Origin of the sequence: Alicyclobacillus kakegawensis NBRC 103104, assembly GCF_001552655.1 — a bacterium.
GTDB lineage: Bacteria > Bacillota > Bacilli > Alicyclobacillales > Alicyclobacillaceae > Alicyclobacillus_G > Alicyclobacillus_G kakegawensis.
In genome coordinates this window covers 56,395-75,441 of the sequence record NZ_BCRP01000006.1, presented here as the reverse complement: position 1 = coordinate 75,441, position 19,047 = coordinate 56,395, and the positions used below count along the sequence as shown (strand labels likewise).

Annotated in this window: 18 protein-coding genes; 11 read left to right on the top strand and 7 right to left on the bottom strand. The window is 62.2% G+C overall.

What is annotated here, in order from left to right; genetic code table 11:
• Positions 1–124 precede the first annotated feature (124 nt).
• From AK2_RS06550 to pstA, 6 genes are all read left to right on the top strand, one after another.
• Positions 125–856 carry a winged helix-turn-helix domain-containing protein gene (locus AK2_RS06550; RefSeq protein WP_281180623.1) on the top strand — a complete coding sequence of 244 codons (732 nt, stop codon included), beginning with the start codon at positions 125–127 and terminating at the stop codon, positions 854–856.
• Between the two features lie 4 nt (positions 857–860).
• Positions 861–2,180, top strand: a complete 1,320-nt coding sequence (locus tag AK2_RS06545) for a sensor histidine kinase (protein ID WP_067932611.1) — start codon at positions 861–863, stop codon at positions 2,178–2,180.
• Between the two features lie 133 nt (positions 2,181–2,313).
• On the top strand, positions 2,314–3,066 hold the full coding sequence (gene pstB / locus AK2_RS06540) for a phosphate ABC transporter ATP-binding protein PstB (protein ID WP_067932609.1): 753 nt from the start codon (positions 2,314–2,316) through the stop codon (positions 3,064–3,066).
• Between the two features lie 182 nt (positions 3,067–3,248).
• Complete coding sequence (gene pstS, locus AK2_RS06535; protein WP_245632800.1) at positions 3,249–4,445, top strand: phosphate ABC transporter substrate-binding protein PstS; 1,197 nt, start codon at positions 3,249–3,251, stop codon at positions 4,443–4,445.
• Positions 4,446–4,559: 114 nt separating this feature from the next.
• The gene (pstC, locus tag AK2_RS06530; RefSeq protein ID WP_067932814.1) at positions 4,560–5,564 is read left to right on the top strand and encodes a phosphate ABC transporter permease subunit PstC; all 1,005 of its coding nucleotides are present in this window, start codon (positions 4,560–4,562) and stop codon (positions 5,562–5,564) included.
• Entirely contained in the window at positions 5,564–6,475 is a 912-nt protein-coding gene (gene pstA / locus AK2_RS06525) for a phosphate ABC transporter permease PstA (RefSeq protein ID WP_083520941.1), read from the top strand. Before pstC ends, pstA begins: the two co-directional genes overlap by 1 nt.
• Before the next feature lie 115 nt (positions 6,476–6,590).
• Here pstA and AK2_RS06520 read toward each other — a convergent pair whose 3' ends face one another.
• Complete coding sequence (locus AK2_RS06520) at positions 6,591–7,130, bottom strand: methylated-DNA--[protein]-cysteine S-methyltransferase (protein ID WP_067932607.1); 540 nt, start codon at positions 7,128–7,130, stop codon at positions 6,591–6,593.
• A 105-nt stretch (positions 7,131–7,235) separates the two neighbouring features.
• On the opposite strand from AK2_RS06520, the gene rbsK reads away from it, so the two are divergent.
• Entirely contained in the window at positions 7,236–8,183 is a 948-nt protein-coding gene (rbsK, locus tag AK2_RS06515) for a ribokinase (RefSeq protein ID WP_067932605.1), read from the top strand.
• On the opposite strand, the gene AK2_RS06510 is transcribed toward rbsK, so the two are convergent.
• A complete protein-coding gene (locus tag AK2_RS06510) occupies positions 8,149–9,063 on the bottom strand; it encodes an aldo/keto reductase (RefSeq protein ID WP_067932603.1) in 915 nt (304 codons plus the stop codon). The genes rbsK and AK2_RS06510 overlap by 35 nt on opposite strands.
• Before the next feature lie 174 nt (positions 9,064–9,237).
• On the opposite strand from AK2_RS06510, the gene AK2_RS06505 reads away from it, so the two are divergent.
• Together AK2_RS06505 and AK2_RS06500 are read left to right on the top strand one after the other, a co-directional pair.
• A complete protein-coding gene (locus AK2_RS06505) occupies positions 9,238–9,702 on the top strand; it encodes a DinB family protein (RefSeq protein WP_067932601.1) in 465 nt (154 codons plus the stop codon).
• Between the two features lie 81 nt (positions 9,703–9,783).
• Complete coding sequence (locus AK2_RS06500; protein ID WP_067932599.1) at positions 9,784–11,829, top strand: penicillin-binding transpeptidase domain-containing protein; 2,046 nt, start codon at positions 9,784–9,786, stop codon at positions 11,827–11,829.
• A gap of 2 nt (positions 11,830–11,831) precedes the next feature.
• On the opposite strand, the gene AK2_RS06495 is transcribed toward AK2_RS06500, so the two are convergent.
• Together AK2_RS06495 and AK2_RS06490 are read right to left on the bottom strand one after the other, a co-directional pair.
• Complete coding sequence (locus AK2_RS06495) at positions 11,832–12,773, bottom strand: L,D-transpeptidase family protein (RefSeq protein WP_067932597.1); 942 nt, start codon at positions 12,771–12,773, stop codon at positions 11,832–11,834.
• Positions 12,774–12,926: 153 nt separating this feature from the next.
• Complete coding sequence (locus tag AK2_RS06490) at positions 12,927–13,916, bottom strand: cation diffusion facilitator family transporter (RefSeq protein ID WP_083520916.1); 990 nt, start codon at positions 13,914–13,916, stop codon at positions 12,927–12,929.
• A gap of 163 nt (positions 13,917–14,079) precedes the next feature.
• Here AK2_RS06490 and AK2_RS06485 point away from each other — a divergent pair, with 163 nt between their 5' ends.
• Positions 14,080–15,444 carry an FAD-binding oxidoreductase gene (locus tag AK2_RS06485; protein ID WP_067932595.1) on the top strand — a complete coding sequence of 455 codons (1,365 nt, stop codon included), beginning with the start codon at positions 14,080–14,082 and terminating at the stop codon, positions 15,442–15,444.
• Between the two features lie 148 nt (positions 15,445–15,592).
• Positions 15,593–16,165, top strand: coding sequence for a GNAT family N-acetyltransferase (locus tag AK2_RS06480; RefSeq protein ID WP_067932593.1), 573 nt, complete (start codon positions 15,593–15,595; stop codon positions 16,163–16,165).
• Positions 16,166–16,264: 99 nt separating this feature from the next.
• Here AK2_RS06480 and AK2_RS06475 read toward each other — a convergent pair whose 3' ends face one another.
• Genes AK2_RS06475 through AK2_RS06465 form a run of 3 tightly spaced genes read right to left on the bottom strand, consistent with a single transcriptional unit; the run spans position 16,265 to position 18,995 of the window.
• Positions 16,265–17,203, bottom strand: coding sequence for an ABC transporter substrate-binding protein (locus AK2_RS06475; RefSeq protein ID WP_245632798.1), 939 nt, complete (start codon positions 17,201–17,203; stop codon positions 16,265–16,267).
• A 26-nt stretch (positions 17,204–17,229) separates the two neighbouring features.
• Entirely contained in the window at positions 17,230–17,865 is a 636-nt protein-coding gene (locus tag AK2_RS06470) for an ABC transporter permease (protein ID WP_067932590.1), read from the bottom strand.
• Positions 17,862–18,995 (bottom strand): ABC transporter ATP-binding protein, encoded by a 1,134-nt coding sequence (locus tag AK2_RS06465; RefSeq protein WP_067932589.1) that lies wholly within the window; start codon positions 18,993–18,995, stop codon positions 17,862–17,864. Before AK2_RS06465 ends, AK2_RS06470 begins: the two co-directional genes overlap by 4 nt.
• Between the last annotated feature and the right edge of the window lie 52 nt (positions 18,996–19,047).

Below are 19,047 nucleotides of genomic sequence, written 5' to 3'. Positions count from 1 at the left end.
GAGTATGACAAAATTCGTAACGCCGCTGGCCAGGAAACCTTTACACGCCCTTTACAAATCGTTTACCCATTCGATGTACAATCTTTGTACCAGATGCGGTCACGCTACGGGAGGCGGGTAGCTGGTGGGCAACACACCCTTGCAGGCGCAGAAGTTGTTGATCGTTGATGACGAACCGGCGATTGTGAAGCTGGTGGAGTTTAATTGCCAGCGAGCAGGATTTGAGACGGAGTCGGTGACGGACGGCCGGACGGCGTACGAACGCGTCGTCACCGATCCGGGCCGCTATGACCTGGTGGTTCTGGACGTCATGCTGCCGGGCATGGATGGGATGGAGGTCTGCCGGCGCTTGCGGCAGCAACAGGTGGTGGTGCCGATTATCCTGCTGACAGCCCGGGATGAGGAGCTGGATAGAGTATTGGGGCTGGAAATCGGCGCTGACGATTACGTGACCAAGCCGTTCAGCCCGCGCGAACTGGTGGCCCGCATCAAGGCTGTGTTGCGGCGTGGGGAGCTGGCGGCGGAGGCTGGCCAGACCGAGGATGCACCGAGGCTGTCGGCGGACGGATTGGTGGTGGATGTGGTGCGTCACGAGGCGACGCTGGACGGCGAGGGGCTCACCCTGACCCCGAAGGAGTTTGAGCTGCTGCGGTACCTCATGGAGCATCGGGATCGGGTGTTGACGCGCGATCAACTGTTGGATCAGGTGTGGGGGTATTGGACGAGCGCAGATACGCGCATTGTGGACGTGCACGTGTCTCACCTGCGTGAAAAGATTGAGCAGGACCCCAAGCACCCTCGCTTCATTCATACGGTCCGCGGCGTCGGCTACAAGTTCAGCCCAAGGGAGGCTTGAGTGGGTGGTCTGGTGGATAGGTTTGCTGCTGGCGCTGTGGCTGGTCACATGCGCGCTCTGGCGCGTGGACGTGGTGCGCAGGAATCGGTTTCTCCGTCATATTGCGGATGTCGCCAGGCAGCTTGCGCACGGCCAGTTTGACGCCAAGCTGTCCAGCCACCAGGGCCGCGCCGAGGTGGTGGTGTTCGACGCGGTCAACCACATGATTCAGATGCTCGCTGAGCACCAGGAGCGCCTGCGCGCGGAGCGGGACCTGCTGGAGCACATCCTGCAGCACCTGACCAGCGGTGTCGTGTTTGTCAGCCACCTGGGACGCATTGAACGCATGAATGAGGCGGCCGCGCGCCTCCTGCGGCGGCCACGCGCCCAGTGTCTGGGCTTGGAGTACTGGACGGTGTTTCGCGGGCATCCAGAAGTCGCCGCCGCCTTGACGCGCGCTTTGTTTCACGGGGATCCTTGGCAGGACGCGCTCGTGGTCGAAGGCGGGGTGACGGTGGAGGCGCGGGTGGTGCCGCTGCCGCTTGCGATGACGCCCCGGTTTGCCGAACAGCGCCCGTTTGAAGCCCTGATTTTGCTCCACGACATCTCGCAGTGGCAGCGCTTGGAGCGGATGCGCAGCGATTTTGTGGCCAATGTCTCCCATGAGCTGAAGACCCCCATCACCTCCATCCGCGGCTTTGCGGAGACGCTCCTGGGCGACAGTGTCAGCCCTGACGTGCAGAGCGACTTCCTGCGGGAGATTGTCGACGAGGCCAAGCGTATGGAGAACTTGGTCGCCGACTTGTTGACGCTCTCACGTCTGGAAACCGCGGACGCGGCGCTGGAGCTGGCGCCGGTAGACATGGACGAGGTTATCGACAAGGCCCTGACGAGGGTGCGAAGCGAGGCCGCGCATCACGGCATCCTCCTGGAGGCGGCTCCCGCCTGCGACGTATTGGTGTGGGCGGACGCCGACCGCATTCTGCAAGTGCTGCTGAACCTGTTGACCAACGCCATTCACTACACCCCCGCCGGCGGCCGGGTCAAGGTGCACTGCGAGGTCTCCCTCGACCACGTGCGGGTTCACGTCCAGGACACCGGCATCGGGATTCCCGAGGACCAGCAGCAGCGGGTATTCGAGCGGTTTTACCGGGTGGATAAAGACCGCAGCCGAGCGACCGGCGGCACCGGCTTGGGGCTGGCCATCGTCAAGCACATCGTCGGACTGCACGGCGGTGACCTTGGCCTCACCAGCACCCCCGGCCAGGGCAGCGACTTCTGGTTCACGCTGGCGCGGCTGACCGGAGACCGGGCCCCAGGGGCACCGGTGCCGCGAAAGCCTTGAAAGGCCGCCAGTCCCCTTCTTTACAGCTTCTTAACAAAATCCATATAACCTCTTCACATCGCCCTGCTATCCTGTGCCCGAACGTCTGGGGCGTTGACTCGGGACCAGATTTCTACAGAAGCGGGGTGGCGTTATGGGCAAGTCCATATCCGTGGCCGGGTTATCGGCCTGGTATGGAGATCAGCAGACGCTCCAATCCATCGACATAGAGCTTAAGGCCAACACCGCTACGGCTGTCATTGGTCCGTCCGGGTGCGGCAAGTCCACGTTTGTGCGCTGCCTCAACCGTATGCACGAAACCGTGCCGGGAGCCCGCATGGAGGGGCGCGTCCGGCTGGAGGAGGAAGACCTTTACCGGATGCATCCGGTCGATGTGCGACGCATCGTCGGCATGGTGTTTCAAAAGCCAAACCCTTTTCCGACGCTCTCCGTGTTTGACAACATCGCCTTGGCGTTGCGTCTCTCCGGCGTGCGCCGGCGGTCGGAGTTGGCCGAGCGGGTTGAGCGCAGCCTGCGCATGGCGGCGTTATGGGACGAGGTCAAGGATAGGCTGCGCCAGCCAGCCACCGAGCTCTCCGGCGGGCAGCAGCAGCGCCTGTGCATCGCCCGGGCCCTGGCGGTGGAACCGGAGGTGTTGCTGATGGATGAACCCGCCTCGGCGCTCGATCCGATTTCCACCCTGCGCATTGAAGAACTGATTCGCGACCTGAAGAGCCGCTACACGATAGTCATCGTCACCCACAACATGCAGCAGGCGACCCGGGTGGCTGACCGCACCGCCTTCTTCCTGAACGGGGAGTTGATTGAGTTCGGGGACACCTCACAGGTGTTCGAGCACCCCCGGGACAGGCGGACGGAAGACTACGTCTGCGGCCGCTTTGGCTGAAGCGAAAGGCGTCCCGGCGCCTTGGCGCCGGATGCGGCGGAACCGGCTTTCGGCGGAGGACCGGCGACGGAGTCGGCAACTTCCATGGAGTCTTTACCGTGCCTTTACAAACTGTTGAACCTGGCTTCGCGGTTTGTTTACATCCCAGCTCTATCATGAGAGTCGACAGGAGTTACAAATATGTGAAGGCATGGAGGGACAAGGTGATGCGCATGGACATTCGGATGCGGACTTGGATGGGGGGCGCGGCGGCGGCCGCGCTGCTTTTGACGGTGGCTGGCTGCGGCACGAACTCGGGTGGAGGCAACAGCGGGTCCAACCAGACGGCCAGCGGCGCCGAGAACACGAGCAGCTCGGGCAAGCAGACGGGCGCATCCGGCGACGGATCGAAGACTGTGAAACTGGATGAGACAGGGTCCTCCTTGCTGTACCCGCTGTTTAACGGACAGTGGATTCCTGCCTACCAGGACAAACACCCCAACGTGCAGTTGTCTGCGGCGTCCACGGGCAGCGGGGAAGGGATTTCCGACTCTATGCAGGGCTTGGTGCAAATCGGCGGGTCGGACGCTTACCTGTCGGATGCGCAGATGCAGCAGGGCTCCTCGATGCTGAACATCCCGCTGGCGGTGTCGGCGCAGCAGGTGATGTACAACGTGCCGGAAGTGGGCAAGAAGCACCTGCACTTGGACGGGGATGTGCTCGCCAAAATTTACATGGGCCAAATCACCTACTGGGATGATGCGGCGATTAAGAGTCTGAACCCGGGCATCAACCTGCCGCATCAGAAGATCGTTGTGGTCAGGCGATCCGACAGCAGCGGTGACACGTTCTTGTTCACGCAGTATCTTTCGGACAACAACGCGCAGTGGAAATCGAAGTACGGGTTCGGCACGGATGTGTCCTGGCCGGCGGTCAATGGAGAGATTGGCGCCAAGGGCAACGACGGCATCGTCACGGCGCTGGAAAAGAACAAGTACAGCATCAGCTATGTCGGCATCAGTTGGTTGAATCAAGCGACCCAGGGCGGACTGGGATACGCGGCGCTCAAGAACAAGTCCGGGCAGTTTGTCCTGCCGACCGCCAGCTCCATCGAGAGCGCGGCTGCGGCCATGGTGGGGAAGGTGCCGGATGACGAGCGAATCTCGCTGATTGACGCGCCGGGAGCCAATTCATACCCGATTATCAACTTTGAATATGCGATTGTCCGCAGCCACCAGTCGGATGCTGCCACCGCACAGGCGCTCAAGAATTTCCTGCAATGGGCGATAGACCCGCAGGGCGGCAACGACACCAAGTACCTTTCGCCGGTGCACTTCCAGCCGCTTCCGCAGGACCTGGAAGGCAAGACGAAAGCGCAGATTGACAAGATTGAAGGCTGATTTGGACGCACTGCAGGGGACGGGCGCCGCGCGCGAGGCGGGCTGCCCGTCCTAGGCCAGTCGCAGACACAGAAGGGCTCCATGAGCCAGCGCAAACGGGGGGAGATGCATGTGATGTCGCAGAGGCGAGCCTCGCGCTGGGCAGATATCGGTTTTCGGGGCGTGGCCGCGGTTTGTTCGGCCATGCCGCTGGTGGTGTTGGCCGCCATCCTGGCGGTGGTGGTGGCGGGCGCTATGCCGAGCATCCGGTACATGGGCTGGCGGTTCATCACCGACATCACCTGGAACCTGGGGAATCTGTACGGAGCGATATCGGTGCACGGCGGGGTGCGGGCGCCGGCCGGGGCCAGTTATGGGGCTCTGGTCTTTTTGGTGGGCACCTTGGCGTCGTCGGCCATTGCCCTGGTGATTGCGGTCCCCGTCTCGGTGTTGACGGCGGCGGTGCTGGCCTACCAGGTGCGCGGTCCCCTGCAATCCTTGCTCTCATTCCTGGTGGAGCTGCTGGCAGGGATCCCGTCGGTCGTGTTTGGCTTGTGGGGCATTCTCGTGCTCGCACCCTGGGTGGGGAGCCAACTGGGTCCAGGAATCGCCCATTTGTTTGGCTGGGTACCGTTCTTGGGCGGATCTGCCGGCACGGGTCTGGGTCTACTGACAAGCGGGCTTGTGTTGGCACTGATGATTACGCCCATCATCACGGCGGCGGTCCGCGACCTGCTGATGCAGGTGCCGCGGCTGTACCGTGAAGGCGGAATTGGGCTTGGCCTGACCAGCTGGGAAGTGCTGCGCCATGTCTGTCTCCCCATTGTCCGTGAAGGTCTGATTGGCGCCGTCGCCCTGGGCTGGGGCCGGGCTATGGGAGAGACGATGGCGGTCCTGATGGTGGGAGGCAGTGCGCTCAATCAGTTGCCGCAGAACCTATACAGCCCGATATCCACGATGGCGGCGGTGATTGCCAACCAGTTGGACAGCGCGCTCACGGACGCCTCGCACATGGCGGTGCACGCGTTGGCGGAACTGGCGGCGCTGCTGCTGGTGCTCACCGTGGTGACCAACCTGGTGGCGCGTCTGCTGGTGCACCGCGTAGGGTGGACCGCCGGTGCACGGGGGGTGAGGGTGTGATGTCGGTAAAATCTCCGGAGACGGCAGTCGTCTTTTCGACTGGAAAGGACCGGAGCGTGGGCCTGCCAAGGCGCCGTCGCCTGTCTTCCTATTTCGGCTGGGGGCTGGCTTGGGCCTGCGCTGGACTGGTGGTCTCTGCCCTGCTCGACCTGCTGGTGACCGTGGTCATGAAAGGGGTCACCTCGTTTCGCTGGGATATGCTCACTACAGTCACTCATGGCATCGCAGGCGGGCTCCAGAATGCCATCCTGGGAACCCTGTGGATTGTCGGCATTGCCATCGTCATGGCGGCCCCTGTCGGCATCTTGGGGGGCGTCTACCTGTCCGAGTTCGCCCGTTCGGGTTGGGCGCGCACGGTGCGTTTTTGGACGGAGGTGCTTTCCGGCGTGCCGTCCATTGTCGTCGGCTATTTTATCTACTTGTTGCTCGTGCTGGGGCTGGGCTGGGGGTTCTCGGCCCTCGCGGCCGGGATTGCCCTGCTCATTATCATGCTTCCCTATATTGTCAGCAGCACCGAATCCACCTTGCGGCAGGTGCCCTGGAGCCTGCGCGAAGGGGCCTGGGCCCTCGGGTTGACCCGGTTTCAAGCGGTCAGTCGCGTCGTTTGGCGTCCGGCCGCCGGGGGCATCGCGACCGGGGTGTTGACGTCGATTGCGGTGGCGTTGGGCGAGACCGCTCCGCTTCTCTACACCGCCGGCTGGTCAGCGTACAACCCGGATTGGCATTTGACGCACAGCCAGGTGGGCTACCTGACGTATGTGGTTTGGACGTACATTGAGCAGCCGTACCCGGAGGCGCATGCGCTTGCGTACAGCGCCGCTTTCCTGTTGCTGGTAGTCATCCTGTGCATCCACATCCTCGTTCGGATGCTGGTGCGCCGCTGGGGAGGCGGAGCGAAAAGCCACCTGTAGCTTCGACAGGCGGGGCCTGGAGGGAGCAGGCCATGTCGGTCAACAGCTTCACCAGCCACCCGGACTTTCAGCTGTTTGGCGCGCTGGCCCCAGAGTACCCGGTTGAGACTGCCTCCTAGCTTTGATCTCCATCTCTCGCTACGGGCCACGCACCTTCCAGGCGCAGCAATGTCTCTTTCATCTCCAGACCGCCTCCATAGCCGACCAGGCTGCCGTCGGCGCCGATGACGCGGTGGCAGGGAATGACAAGCGGCAAGGGGTTGGCGTGGTTGGCCATCCCCACCGCCCGCACCGCCTTGGGCCTGCCGACGGCGGCCGCCAAATCTCGATACGAACATGTACGCCCGTAGGGGATCTCGGCCAACTGGCGCCACACCTGGCGTTGAAAATCGGTGCCGATGACGTCCAGCGGCAGGGAGAACGACCGCCGTTGGCCCTGTAAGTATTCTGCGATCTGCCGGCGGGAATTCTCAAGCCGGTCATCGTCCCGTTCCAGGGCGGTTCCCGGCATTCGCCGGGTCACCCAGGCCTCCAGGTCGGCCAACGTCTCATTGGGCAGTGTGATGCAGCACAGCCCTCGCGGCGTCGCGGCAAGGTGGAACGTCCATTGCCCGTGTGTGAGCTGTGTCCAGTATACAATCGCTGGCGTTGGCATATCCGCTTCGTCTCCTTCCTGGTGCACCGGCGCGAACCGGCACTGTGAAGATTTGGTATACTATGGGCGCGGCCTCATGCGACAGCCGAAAGGGGCGTGACACGGATGCGCAAGCTCGCTGTTGTGGGCAGCATCAATATGGACGTGGTCAACCGGGTTGAGCGCCACCCCCAGCCGGGCGAAACCATACACGGCCTGGGCACCGCCTACAGTCCCGGCGGAAAGGGGGCCAACCAGGCGGTCGCGGCCGCCCGCGCCGGCGCCCAGGTGCGCATGGTGGGCGCGGTCGGGGACGACGCCTTTGGCCTCCAGTTGCTCAGCGCCCTGCAGGGCTTCGGCGTGGACACGCGCTGGGTGGCGCATAAGTCCGGGCCATCCGGATTGGCGTTCATCACGGTCGCAAGCAGCGGTGAAAACAACATCATCCTCTCCGCCGGGGCCAATGGCGGGTTGACGGCGGCGGATGTCGAAGCCGCTGCGCCCGGCCTGCAGGATGTGGACGCCGTACTGTTGCAAAACGAAATCCCGTGGTCGGTGACCCAGTCTGCGCTGCAGTGGGCGCGCCGACTCGGCAAGCAGGTGTTCCTGAATCCGGCACCCGCCCGCAAGGTGGGGCGGGACACTCTCTGCATGGTGGACGTCCTGGTGGTCAACGAGGTTGAGGCCCAGGTCATAACGGGTATCCAGGTCGATACCCCGGAGCGGGCTGAAACCGCTTGCCAGCGCTTGCTCGGCGAAGGCTGCGGGGGCGTCGTGTTGACGCTCGGATCGAACGGACTCGTGTACCAGGACCAGTCCGGTCGCAGCCTGCGGGTGCCCGCATTTTCGGTCGAGGTGGTGGATACCACCGCGGCCGGGGACACCTTTATCGGCGCCTTGGCCGCAGTCTGGGAGGCTGCTTCTGACCTGCCGCGGGCGCTGCGCTTTGCCAGCGCCGCTGCGGCCCTCACGGTGACTCGCGCGGGGGCGCAGCAATCCATCCCGGAGCGGGCTGAAATCGAATCGTTTCTCGGCCAGGTCAACGGTGCTGAGCATACACATTCGCCCGGGTGATGCGCCGCAGTGCGTTCACCTGCTCGCGTGTCAGGGGCGGCGCCGTCCGCGCATCCAGATTCTCAATCAGCTGCTCCATCCGGCTGGCTCCGGGGATGACCGTCGCCACGGCCGGATGCGCCAGCGGATAGCGCAGGGCCAGCGTGGTGAGCGAAAGGCCGCTCGTGTTCGCGTAGTCGGTCAGCCGCTGCAGAGCGTCTGCCAGTTCCGGTGCCGGCCAGTCGACGTAGCCGTCACCCGGGATGTTCCGTACGCCGTTTTGGGTCAACAGGCCACCTGCCAGCGGACCGCGCGCGATGACGCTGATGTTGTGTTGGTGGAGCAAGGAGAGAACCGATTCCTCAGGGCGGCGGTCGAGCAGGCTGTACTGCATCATGACGCTGACAATGTTCGACCGCTGGACGTATTCACGAATCACGTTGGGACGGATGGACGAGATGCCGTAATAGCGGATGACCCCTTCTTGGCGGAGTTGTTCGAACGCCTCGATGGTTTCGTCGATAGGGTCGTCGATGGTCCCGCCGTGCAGTTGATAGAGGTCGATGTAGTCAGTGCCGAGGCGGCGCAGGCTGTCTTTGACCGCCTGCAGAATGTACGCCTTCGAGGGGTCCCAGAGCCATCCCGGTTGCCCCGGATGCCAGTGGTTGCCGACCTTGGTCGCGAGAATGACCTGTTGGCGTCGGCCGGCAATCGCCTTGCCGACCAGTTCCTCGTTCAGCCCCTGGCCGTACAAATCGGCTGTGTCGAGAAAGTTGACGCCCCGCTCAAGGGCAGCGTGAATCATCCGGATGGCCCGCGCAGGTTCCGTTCCCAAGGACATGCAGCCCAGGCCGATTTCGCTGACGAACAGGTCGCTCTGGCCGAGCCGGTTTTGGCGCAAGACGCGCACCTCCTTATGTGTTCGCTTGACAGGAGAACTCTTCCCGTTGGCGAATTCATCTCTACGGATACCGCTTCTTCTGCTTTTTCCGCCGGTGCCGCCGCCTGAACCGAGTATACCGTAGATTGCGGTAGATTGCGGCCGCTGCGTGCGGTCATGTGGGAGGGATAATCTATGAACGATGTCCAGCAGTTTGTCCAGCACTGGTGGAGCCATAGACAGGTGTTGCCAAAATTGCTGCAGGCTATCCCCGACGACAAGGCGGACTTTCGCCCGTGGGACAAAGCGATGAGCGTCACGGAGCTGGTCATGCATATCGCCAGTACCGCGTACAAGTTTGTGGACGGCGTCGCCAACGGGCGCTTTGAGCCTGGTTGGGAAAAGCCCCAGGCGGAATCTCTGGCTGATGCGCGGCGCATCCTGGACGAGTTTACCGCCAAAACCCGGGCTCGTCTGGAGAGCCTCACCCCGGCGCACTTGGCCAACACCGTGGACGGGCAGGCCGTGTTCAGGTTCTCGGCCCCCGGCTCGGTATTTTTGGCGAGCGCATTGGACCACGAGATCCACCACAAGGGCCAGTTGTTCGTCTACGCTCGGATGGCCGGCGCGGAATCGGTGCCGTTCTTCAGCGCGCGGTGATGTATCGCGCGCTTTCATGCGACTTTGCAACCGCAGTGAGAAAAATAAGCGACGACATAGCGAGGACGGGGAGGGTCTGTCGTGCGGCGCTGGCTCGGATGGACGGCTCCTGCCGCACTCGCTTTCTTGTGTGCGGCCTGCAGCCGTCCGCCAAGTCCTAACGATGTGTTGAAACAGTATCTGACGGATTGGCAAAAGCAAGACTATCGGGACATGTACAATCTGCTGTCTGCCACGGCCAAGAAGCAAATATCCGAAAGAGATTTCGTCAGCCGCTACCAGACCATCGAGCAGGGTATCGGCACCACCGGGCTGTCGCTGAAGGCCGCCCAGACCAACCAGGACAGCAGTCAACAGCCGGTGACCATCCGGGTGACCGGGAGGTGGTCGACGACGACGGCCGGATCGTTCACAGAGACTTATCATGTGCGTTTGGTCAAGGAGGACGATGGCTGGCGTGTCGACTGGACGCCGCAACTGATCTTCCCACAACTGAGGCCGGGATGGAAGGTGCGGGCGGAGAGCCAGCCGGCCCAGCGCGGGGACATTCTCGACCGCAACGGGCAGCCGCTGGCGGACAACGAAGCGGCCAAACAGGTGGGATTGGTGCCGGGCAAGACGCAGCGCGATTCGGCCGAGCGGCTGGCCAAGGCGCTCGGGATGGACGCCGCGACGGTGAAGCAGGACCTGAAGCAGCCTTGGGTCAAGCCGGGGTTGTTTGTGCCGGTGAGGACGCTGCCCGATTCGACGGAACGGAGACTGGAAAAGCAGCTGTTGGCCATCCCGGGAGTGGAGATTGTCGATGCGCCGACACCGGTGCGCGTCTATCCGCTGGGGGAGGCCGCAGCGCACCTGACCGGGTATGTCGCGCCGATTACAGCTCAGCAGCTCACCGCGGCAAAGAAGCGGGCCGGCTACACCGCCTCTGATGTGATTGGGCAGCAGGGACTGGAGCGCTCCCTCGAGGATGAACTGCGCGGACAACCGGGCGGGCGCATCTGGATTACCGACGCGTCTGGCAAGGAGCGGGCGGTGATTGCCGAGCGCCAACCGGTCGCGGGCGATACCGTGCGCCTGACGATTGACGCCAAGGTACAGAAGGCGTTGGACTCGGCTCTAGCGGGCCAGGTCGGGAGTGCCGTGGTGCTGGACCCGGCGACGGGTGCGGTGTTGGCCATGGTGAGTCAACCCGGCTTTAATCCCAACGAATTGGCTCTCGGGGTGTCGAGCGAACAGTGGAACAAACTGACGAACGCTAAGGATCCGCCGTTCGTCGACCGCGCGTTGTCCGCAATACCGCCCGGATCGACCCTGAAGCCGCTGGTCGCCGCGGTTGCCCTGGACGCTGGCGCCATTCAGCCGAACACCACGTTTCCAGGCACCAATCGCCTGACCTGGCAGAAGGACAAATCCTGGGGGAACCACTACGTCCGCCGGGTTCCGCACCCAAACGGCACGGTCAACCTGGAGCGCGCTCTGGTCTGGTCGGATAACATCTACTTCGCGCAGGTTGGATTGGCGCTCGGGGAGAAGCGGTTCACCAGCGGCCTGGAGCGGTTTGGCTTCGGTAAATCGTTCCCTTTCCCCTTGGCGGTGGGGGCGTCGCAGGTGGCCGACAAGGAGCAGATCAAGAACGAGGAGCAGTTGGCGGACAGCGCCTACGGGCAGGGGCAGGTTTTGGTTAGCCCGCTGCAGTTGGCCAGCATGTATACCTCGTTTTGGAACCAGGGCGACGTCCTGCGCCCGTACCTGATTCAGCAGGTCAAGAACGCGGCTGGTAGGACGGTCAGCCAAGGCAAACCGGAAGTATTGGCGCGCCAGGTCATGAGTGAGAAGACGCGGCAAATTCTCCTCCAAGATCTGGGTCACGTGGTGGCGGACAGCACGGGCACCGCGCATGCGGCCGCTGGGCTCGCGGATTGGACCGTGGCGGGGAAGACCGGCACGGCCGAAAAGCAGGCGGGCGGCGATGAATGGGGCTGGTTCGCGGCCGCCGCCACGCGCAAGGGAGAGACGAAGCCGAGCTACCTCATCGTTATGGCGCTGGATCACACCCAGCATGAGCAGGGCAGCCACGAGGCGGTGCATAGGGTGGTGGATTTCCTGCAGGCGCTGGGTGGGAGATAGCATCAGTTGGCGACGGTGACCAAGGTGCCGTAATGCATGTGTTCCCAGGCCGTTTTGGCTGCGTCGATGGGCAACTCGACGCAGCCGACACTCTGCGGCCAGCCGTAATCGTGGCGAACAAATCCGTGCACGGCGTCGCCTTGGTAGAAGTAGCTGATGTAAGGGACACCCGGGTCCTTGTAGACGCTGCCGTCAGGGTTGCGGCCGGTCATGGTTTGTGAACGCAGGCGTAGGTAGACGGGCCAGGTACCGGTCGGTGTCGGAGCAGCTGCGACGCCCGTGTTGGCCTTGGTATGCAGGATGGTTTGCCCGTCCTCCCACAAAGTCAGCTCTTCCGGCAAGTCTTTGTTGACGTACACATAGCTGTACGGGTATGGACTCTTCTCGTCTTTCATGTCTGCCTCTATCAACGCCTGCCAGAACTGGGGGCCGGCGATGCCGTCGATGGTCAGATTGTGCACCTCTTCAAAAGTCATCACCGCTCCTTGCGTCATGACATTGTACCGGCCAGGAGCCCACAGGCTGCGCAGGGCGGTTGGGGTGTTCGAATAGCGCCATGCCCATGTCCCTTGAGGCGGGTCTTTGAGTGCCAGGAGTTCGTCCCCATAGGCGTCATTGGCGGTGTCCTTTCCGTTCCAGACAACCGGCAGATAGCCAAGTCGTGCCAAAACCTGCTGCAGGCGGACGACCGCGTTTGACGCGTCACCCAAGTGCAGGGTTGGGTACTGGATTTCCGCTGGGCGGACGCTCAACGTGTCGTCGGTCGCGGTCTCCCCTTTCGAGGTGTCTCCAGCCGAATTCTTGATGTTCGTTCCTTGGGCCACAGCTTGGCGGTCTTGAGTTTGCTCAGCCGTTGGTTTCGCGGCCAAGTGCCATGAAACGGAACCACAGCCGGTCAACAGGATGCAGGTAGCCAATGCTGCCCAAACCTTGGACCCGTGCACGCCATTCACCCTTCCCACTCGCTGTCTCGATGCATACCGACCGGACACTTTGTCGCGACAACATTAGATCCCGTATGCTGTGGTTCGCCCCATTATACCGAAGTCCGATGATCATGTTGTACCTGATTTTCGGAGATGTTGGCAAATCGGACATCAATCGACATGTTTATCGGGATGTCGCGTCGGGATCGCTTGCCCGCAGAGCACCGAATCGTCGTGCGGGTGTCCGCGGTCTTCCGTCTGAATCGTCACGTGGCCGATACCCAGGTGCACCAAGCGGTCTTCCATTTCCCGCAGGATGGCCTGACTTTGCTCAATCGTCAGGCCGCCGTCCACAACCGCGTGGCAGGAGAGCGCGTTGCGTCCGTCGGAAATGCTCCACACGTGCACGTCGTGAACGTCGTAGACTCCGTCGACGCGCCGCATCTCGGCCACCACCTGCCCCAAGTCGACGTCGTTCGGCGTTCCTTCCATCAGGATGCCGCTGGTTTGCCGAACCAGCCGCCACGCGCCAAAACCAATAAACAGCGCGATGAGGATGCTCAGAACCGGATCTATCCAGTACCAGCCGGTGCCGAGGATGAGGAGCCCGCCCACTATCACGCCGGCGGACGCCGCCGCGTCACCGAGCATGTGCAGGGCAACCGCGCGCAGGTTGAGACTCGCCGGACGGCCCAATCCGAGTCCCAAATACAGGTTGACCGCCAGGCCGACCGCAGCGCTGATGAACATGAACGCACCGGCCACCGGCTCTGGGTGGAGCAGCCTTCTGTATGCCTCCCATAATATGACGACAGCGATCACCAGGAGTGTGACACCGTTGATCATCGCCGCCAGGATGCCGGCCCGGTGATAACCGAAGGTCATCGCCTCGTCGGCCGGCTTGCGCGACTGGTTGAGAGCGTACCAACTCAGGGAAATCGCCCCCAAATCGGTCAGCACGTGTCCAGCGTCGGAAAGCAGGGCGAGCGAATGGGAGGCGACTCCGCCAGCAACTTCCACGAGCAAAATCAAAACCGTCCACCAGAACGCGGCCTTCAACCGGCCGATCGGTGCATGTGTATGTACCAGGCCGGGCCCGTGCTGGTGGTCATGGTTGTGAGCATGTGCATGTGCGCAGCCTCGACGCGACAAATGAGTCATGATGGGTACCCTCGTGCTTCGTGTTTTCCCCATTATACCCGTTGCGGGCGCTTCTTGCTTTTCTCTTTCTCAGGCGGACAACCATCTTTGAAGATTTCGGGCTCCGGCAAGATGGCGTATTATGAGGCTATATTGTGCCGGGCAATCTGAGGAGGGGGTACGCATGAACATACAAGAAGCCCTGATGTCCATCATCCCGGACCCCGAGCGGGTCAGTTCCAGCCCTTCCGTCCGCGCGCAGCACGGGCGCGATCTGAGCTATCATCCCCCGCACATGCCGGACGTGGTGGTGTTTGCCGCATCGACGCGGGAGGTGTCGGAGGTCCTGAAGTTCGCCAACACCCAGCGCGTGCCGGTTGTCCCGTTCGCAGTCGCGTCGAGCCTCGAAGGCCATATCATCCCCGTCCACGGAGGCATCAGCCTGGACCTGAATCGGATGAACCAGATTGTGGAGATTCGTCCAAACGATTTCCTGGTCCGCGTCCAGCCGGGCGTGACCAGGGAGCAATTAAACGCCGCCCTGAAGACTTACGGCCTGTTTTTCCCGGTCGATCCGGGCGCCAACGCCTCCCTGGGCGGCATGGCGGCCACCAACGCCAGCGGCACGGCGGCGGTGCGCTACGGTGCGATGCGCACCCAGGTGCTCGGGTTGGAGGTGGTGCTGGCGGATGGACGCGTGGTGCGCACCGGCGGCATGGCCATGAAAACGTCGGCCGGCTACAATTTCACACACCTGTTCATCGGATCGGAGGGGACCCTGGGCGTCATCACCGAGTTGACCTTGCGCGTCTACGGCATCCCGGAGCAGACCATCGCGGCCCGGGCCGTGTTTGCCGATCTGGATGCGGCCTGTCAGGCTGCCTATGGCATCATCGGCGCCGGCATCCCAGTGGCGAGGGTGGAGTTGGTCGATGAGCGGACAGTGGCCGCAGTCAACCGGTTCAAGCAGACTGCATACGAGGAAACGCCCACTCTGTTTCTTGAGTTTTCCGGCAGCCGCCCCGCCGTGCAGGCGGAGGTCCAACTGGCTCAGGAGATCTGCGAGGACGAAGGGTGCCACGCGTTTGTGTTCGAGACGGAGGGGGACGCCCGTGCCCGCCTCTGGGAAGCTCGCCACGCCGCCGCCCTGGCCATCATGCAGACAGCCCCCGGGAAACGGCACAAAGCGACCGATGTCTGCGTGCCGCTCTCCAAGATGCCGGAAGCGATACGGTTCGCTCAGCAGGCCATTGACCGTCACGGCATCTACGGCGCCATCCTGGGCCATGTCGGGGACGGCAACTATCACATCAGCTTCATGGTGGATCCGGACGACGAGCGAGAGGTGGCGGCGGCCGAACAGGTGAACGATGAGATTGTCGAGTACGCGCTGGCGGTCGGCGGCACATGCACCGGCGAACACGGAGTGGGGTTGGGCAAGATCAAACACTTGGCCCGCGAGCACGCCGATCTGCTGCCGTTGATGAAGGCCATGAAAGCGGTTTTGGACCCCAACGGCATTCTCAACCCAGGCAAGGTGTTCGTCTGAGCCGTGCGAAGCCACCGGACGCCGTGAAGGTGGGCGCGGTCAAGAGTGGTTCTGGTGTGTCCGCCGAAAATCGTCTGCCGCTCTGGGTGTAAGCGGGGAGAGGCGGCGGTAGACTAGGCCCATCTGGAGTCGGAGGTGAACCAGTCCCATGGAGCCTAGGACGGACGACCATCCGTATGCAGAGCCACCTTGGTTCTCGCGTCTCGCCGCCTATTTTCCCGAACATGAGCTGAAGGACCCGCGTCAAATGCAGGACCTGCTCAGCCGCCACACAGCCTACCGGAAGTTGGAGACGCCGGAGTATTTGGCGACCTACGCCGAATTCGCGGATTTCATCTTCATCGACTACCTGCTCGTAGATGCGGCCGCCCGCGGCAAGGGAGTTGGCAGCAAACTGCTGTCGTGGTTCAAACGCAAGGGCAAGCCCATCATTCTTGAAGTGGAGCCGCCGGACGCTGAGGACTCGGATAAGGCGCGGCGCATTCGCTTCTATGAGAAGAACGGGTTCCACCGGGCCGACAACATCGTCTACACCCGCAGCGATGAGGACGGTGAAGCCTATACGATGGATATCTACTATTGGCACCCGGATTTGGTTTCGGAATGCCAGGTGATGTTTGACATGGCAAAGGTTTGCCGGGAAATCCACAACTTTAGGGCGATGAAGTATTACGGCCGTCTCCTGGCCGATCCGGAGGATGTCCTGGACTGGGAACAGTGAGCCGGGGCGGGGTTCGCGGCCGATTGGCGGGCGGATGGAGCCGGTGGAAGGGGGGCCACCGGCTCATCGTCCAGTTTTCGCGCCATGTCATGGAACCAGCTAAATCAATCCTTGTTGCTGCAGCCACGCCTTTGCGACCTGCATCGCCGGTTTGTGTTCCACGTCCACCTGCATGTTCAGCTTCTGCATCTCCTCATCGGATATCCGACCGGCCAGCTGGTTGAGCACTCGCTTGAGCTCCGGGTGTTCTTTGAGCGTGTCGTCCTGAATCAAAGGACACGCGTAATACGGCGGAAACAGGTGTTTGTCGTCCTGGAGCAGCTGCAGGTGGTACTCCGGAATTTTCCCGTCAGTCGAGAACACGTCAATCGCGCCGACTTTCCCCTGCACCAAGGCTTCGTACTTGAGGCCCACATCCATGGTCACCACTTTTTTGAAGTGGGTGTGGTACAGTTTGTCCATTGCCGGCAGGGTGTCGGGCCGAACGACAAAGTCCTGCTCCGTGCCGAGCGTTATACTGCCCGATTTGGCCGCCAACTGGGAGATGGTGTGGATGCCCAGTTTCTTGGCTTCTTGCTTTGTCATCGCCATGGCGTAGGTGTTGTTGAAGCCAATGGGTTTCAGCCACGTCGCCTGGTATTTTTTCTGAAATTCCTGCTTCACGATGTCGTACGCTTTATCCGGCTGCGTAACCGGTTTGTGCTTCAGGATGTTGACCAGTCCGGTCCCTGTGTACTCGACGTAAAGGTCTATCTTATGGTTTTCGAACGCGTTCCAAATCACGTTGCTGTCCAGCCACGTAAACGTCTTGACGTGCAAGTTGGTGTCGTGCTCTATCAACAGCTGCATGATGTCCACCATGATGTCCTGCTCCGTGAAGTTCTTGCCGCCAATGACGATGGTGTCCTGGTTGCCGCCGATGCCGCATCCGCTCGTGGCGGCAGTAAGGCCCAGGCCCATCAACACGGCGGCCACCGCGTGCAGCCAGCGGCGGCGGAGCCTTATCCACGGTGCGTGCAATTTCCGCAAGCCGTTCAATCTATCCCCTCTTTCCGTTCCGTTTGTTACGAGCGCAGTCCTTTGGGTGTGAGCAGGCGGTCAAACCACATCAGCAGGTAGTCGAACAGGATGGCCAACACGGCCGCCGGTATCGCGCCCGCCAAAATCATCGGCGTGTCGATCATGTCGATGCCGCGGATGATCAGGTCGCCAAGGCCCCCCGCGCCGATGAAGGTGGCCAGTGTGGCGACACCGATGGTCAACACGGCCGCCGTGCGCACGCCAGCCATGATGACGCTGCGGGCCAGCGGCAGCTCTACCATCCATAAGATCTGCCGCCGCGTCATGCCCATACCGTGACCTGCTTCAATCAGCGAAGAATCCACCTCAAGGATGCCCGTATACGTGTTGCGAACAATGGGCAGCAGGGCGTACAACGTCAGCGCGACCAAGGCCGGTGTGGTGCCGATGCCAAACAGCGGGATCATGAAGCCAAGCAGGGCCAGGCTGGGAATGGTCTGGATGATGGAGACCACGGTGATGATGGGCGTGGCCAACCGCTTGTGCCGAGTCAAGAAGACGCCGAGCGGGATGGAGATGAGGCAGGCGATGACCACCGCAATCAGGGACAGATACAGGTGTTGCCCCGTCTTGGCGATGATCTCAGGCCATTGGTTCAAGAAAATCTGCCAGACACTCATTTCACGCCCTCCTGTTCATACGGGTTGGCCATGGCGTTCAGGATGCTCGCCCGTGTCACCACGCCAACCAGCCGGCCGTCCTTGGCGATGACGGGCAGAAACCCGCGGCCGGTGTTCTGCATGTGCTGGAACACCTCGCGAATCGGCGTTTCCTCGCGGACAATCGGCACGTCCGCGCGCATGACGTCGGTAACACGCGCCGATTCGTTGCCGTAGTTCTCGTAGATCTCGGGCGTCGCCACCACGCCCAGGAACTTGCCCTCGCGGTCGGTGACGATGAGCCCGTCCACCCGGTGCCGGCGCATCAGGTTGACAGCTTCCGCCAGGCCCCGCGTCGGCCGCACGGTCACCGCCCCGGTCAGGGCATCCCTGGCCGACTGCAGGGCGGCCGACTGGAACCGCTTCTCGCCGACGAATTCGCGGACAAAATCGTCCTTCGGGTGGCGAAGGAGTTGTTCCGGGCTGGCCACCTGGACGATGGAACCGTCTTTCATAAGCACGATTTGGTCCGCGATTTTCAACGCTTCGTCCATGTCGTGCGTGACGAAGACAATCGTCTTTTGCACAGTCTCCTGAAGTTTGATCAACTCGTCCTGCAACTGCTCGCGGCTGATGGGGTCGAGCGCGCTGAACGGCTCATCCATCAGGATGAGCTGGGGGTCCGCCGCCAAGGCCCGCGCCACCCCGATACGCTGCTGCTGTCCACCGCTCAGTTCACGCGGGTAGCGGTGGCGGTACACGGACGGATCGAGCCCAATCAGGTCCAAGAGCTCCTCTGTCCGCTGGCGCAACTGGTTGGCCGCCCGGCCCTTCAGGCGCGGAACGAGGGTAATGTTTTCTTCGATGGTCATGTGTGGAAACAGGCCAATCTGCTGGATGACATATCCGATGTTGCGGCGCAGTTCCACCGGATTGAGCTTGGAGATGTCCTGTCCGGCCACCAACAGCTTCCCGGCACTGGGCTCAATCAGCCGATTGATCATCTTCAGCGTCGTCGTTTTGCCGCACCCGGATGGTCCAATCAGCGTCGTCAATTTGCCGCTCTCCAGGGTCAGATTGAGTTCCTTTACGGCATGGTGCGATCCGTACGTCTTGGTGACGTTCACGAATTCAACGGCCGCTTGCGTCATGTCGGTCTCCTTTCAGGACCCAAGCCCGGACAAGGCGCCAAACGGCCTGGCT

Bases quoted from the DNA above. Each gene is read 5' to 3' on its own strand.
- pstB (WP_067932609.1), top strand. From the start codon at position 2,314: ATGGGCAAGTCCATATCCGTGGCCGGGTTATCGGCCTGGTATGGAGAT.
- pstC (WP_067932814.1), top strand. From the start codon at position 4,560: ATGTCGCAGAGGCGAGCCTCGCGCTGGGCAGATATCGGTTTTCGGGGC.
- pstA (WP_083520941.1), top strand. From the start codon at position 5,564: ATGTCGGTAAAATCTCCGGAGACGGCAGTCGTCTTTTCGACTGGAAAG.
- AK2_RS06520 (WP_067932607.1), bottom strand. From the start codon at position 7,130: ATGCCAACGCCAGCGATTGTATACTGGACACAGCTCACACACGGGCAA.
- rbsK (WP_067932605.1), top strand. From the start codon at position 7,236: ATGCGCAAGCTCGCTGTTGTGGGCAGCATCAATATGGACGTGGTCAAC.
- AK2_RS06505 (WP_067932601.1), top strand. From the start codon at position 9,238: ATGAACGATGTCCAGCAGTTTGTCCAGCACTGGTGGAGCCATAGACAG.
- AK2_RS06490 (WP_083520916.1), bottom strand. From the start codon at position 13,916: ATGACTCATTTGTCGCGTCGAGGCTGCGCACATGCACATGCTCACAAC.
- AK2_RS06485 (WP_067932595.1), top strand. From the start codon at position 14,080: ATGAACATACAAGAAGCCCTGATGTCCATCATCCCGGACCCCGAGCGG.
- AK2_RS06480 (WP_067932593.1), top strand. From the start codon at position 15,593: ATGGAGCCTAGGACGGACGACCATCCGTATGCAGAGCCACCTTGGTTC.
- AK2_RS06470 (WP_067932590.1), bottom strand. From the start codon at position 17,865: ATGAGTGTCTGGCAGATTTTCTTGAACCAATGGCCTGAGATCATCGCC.
- AK2_RS06465 (WP_067932589.1), bottom strand. From the start codon at position 18,995: ATGACGCAAGCGGCCGTTGAATTCGTGAACGTCACCAAGACGTACGGA.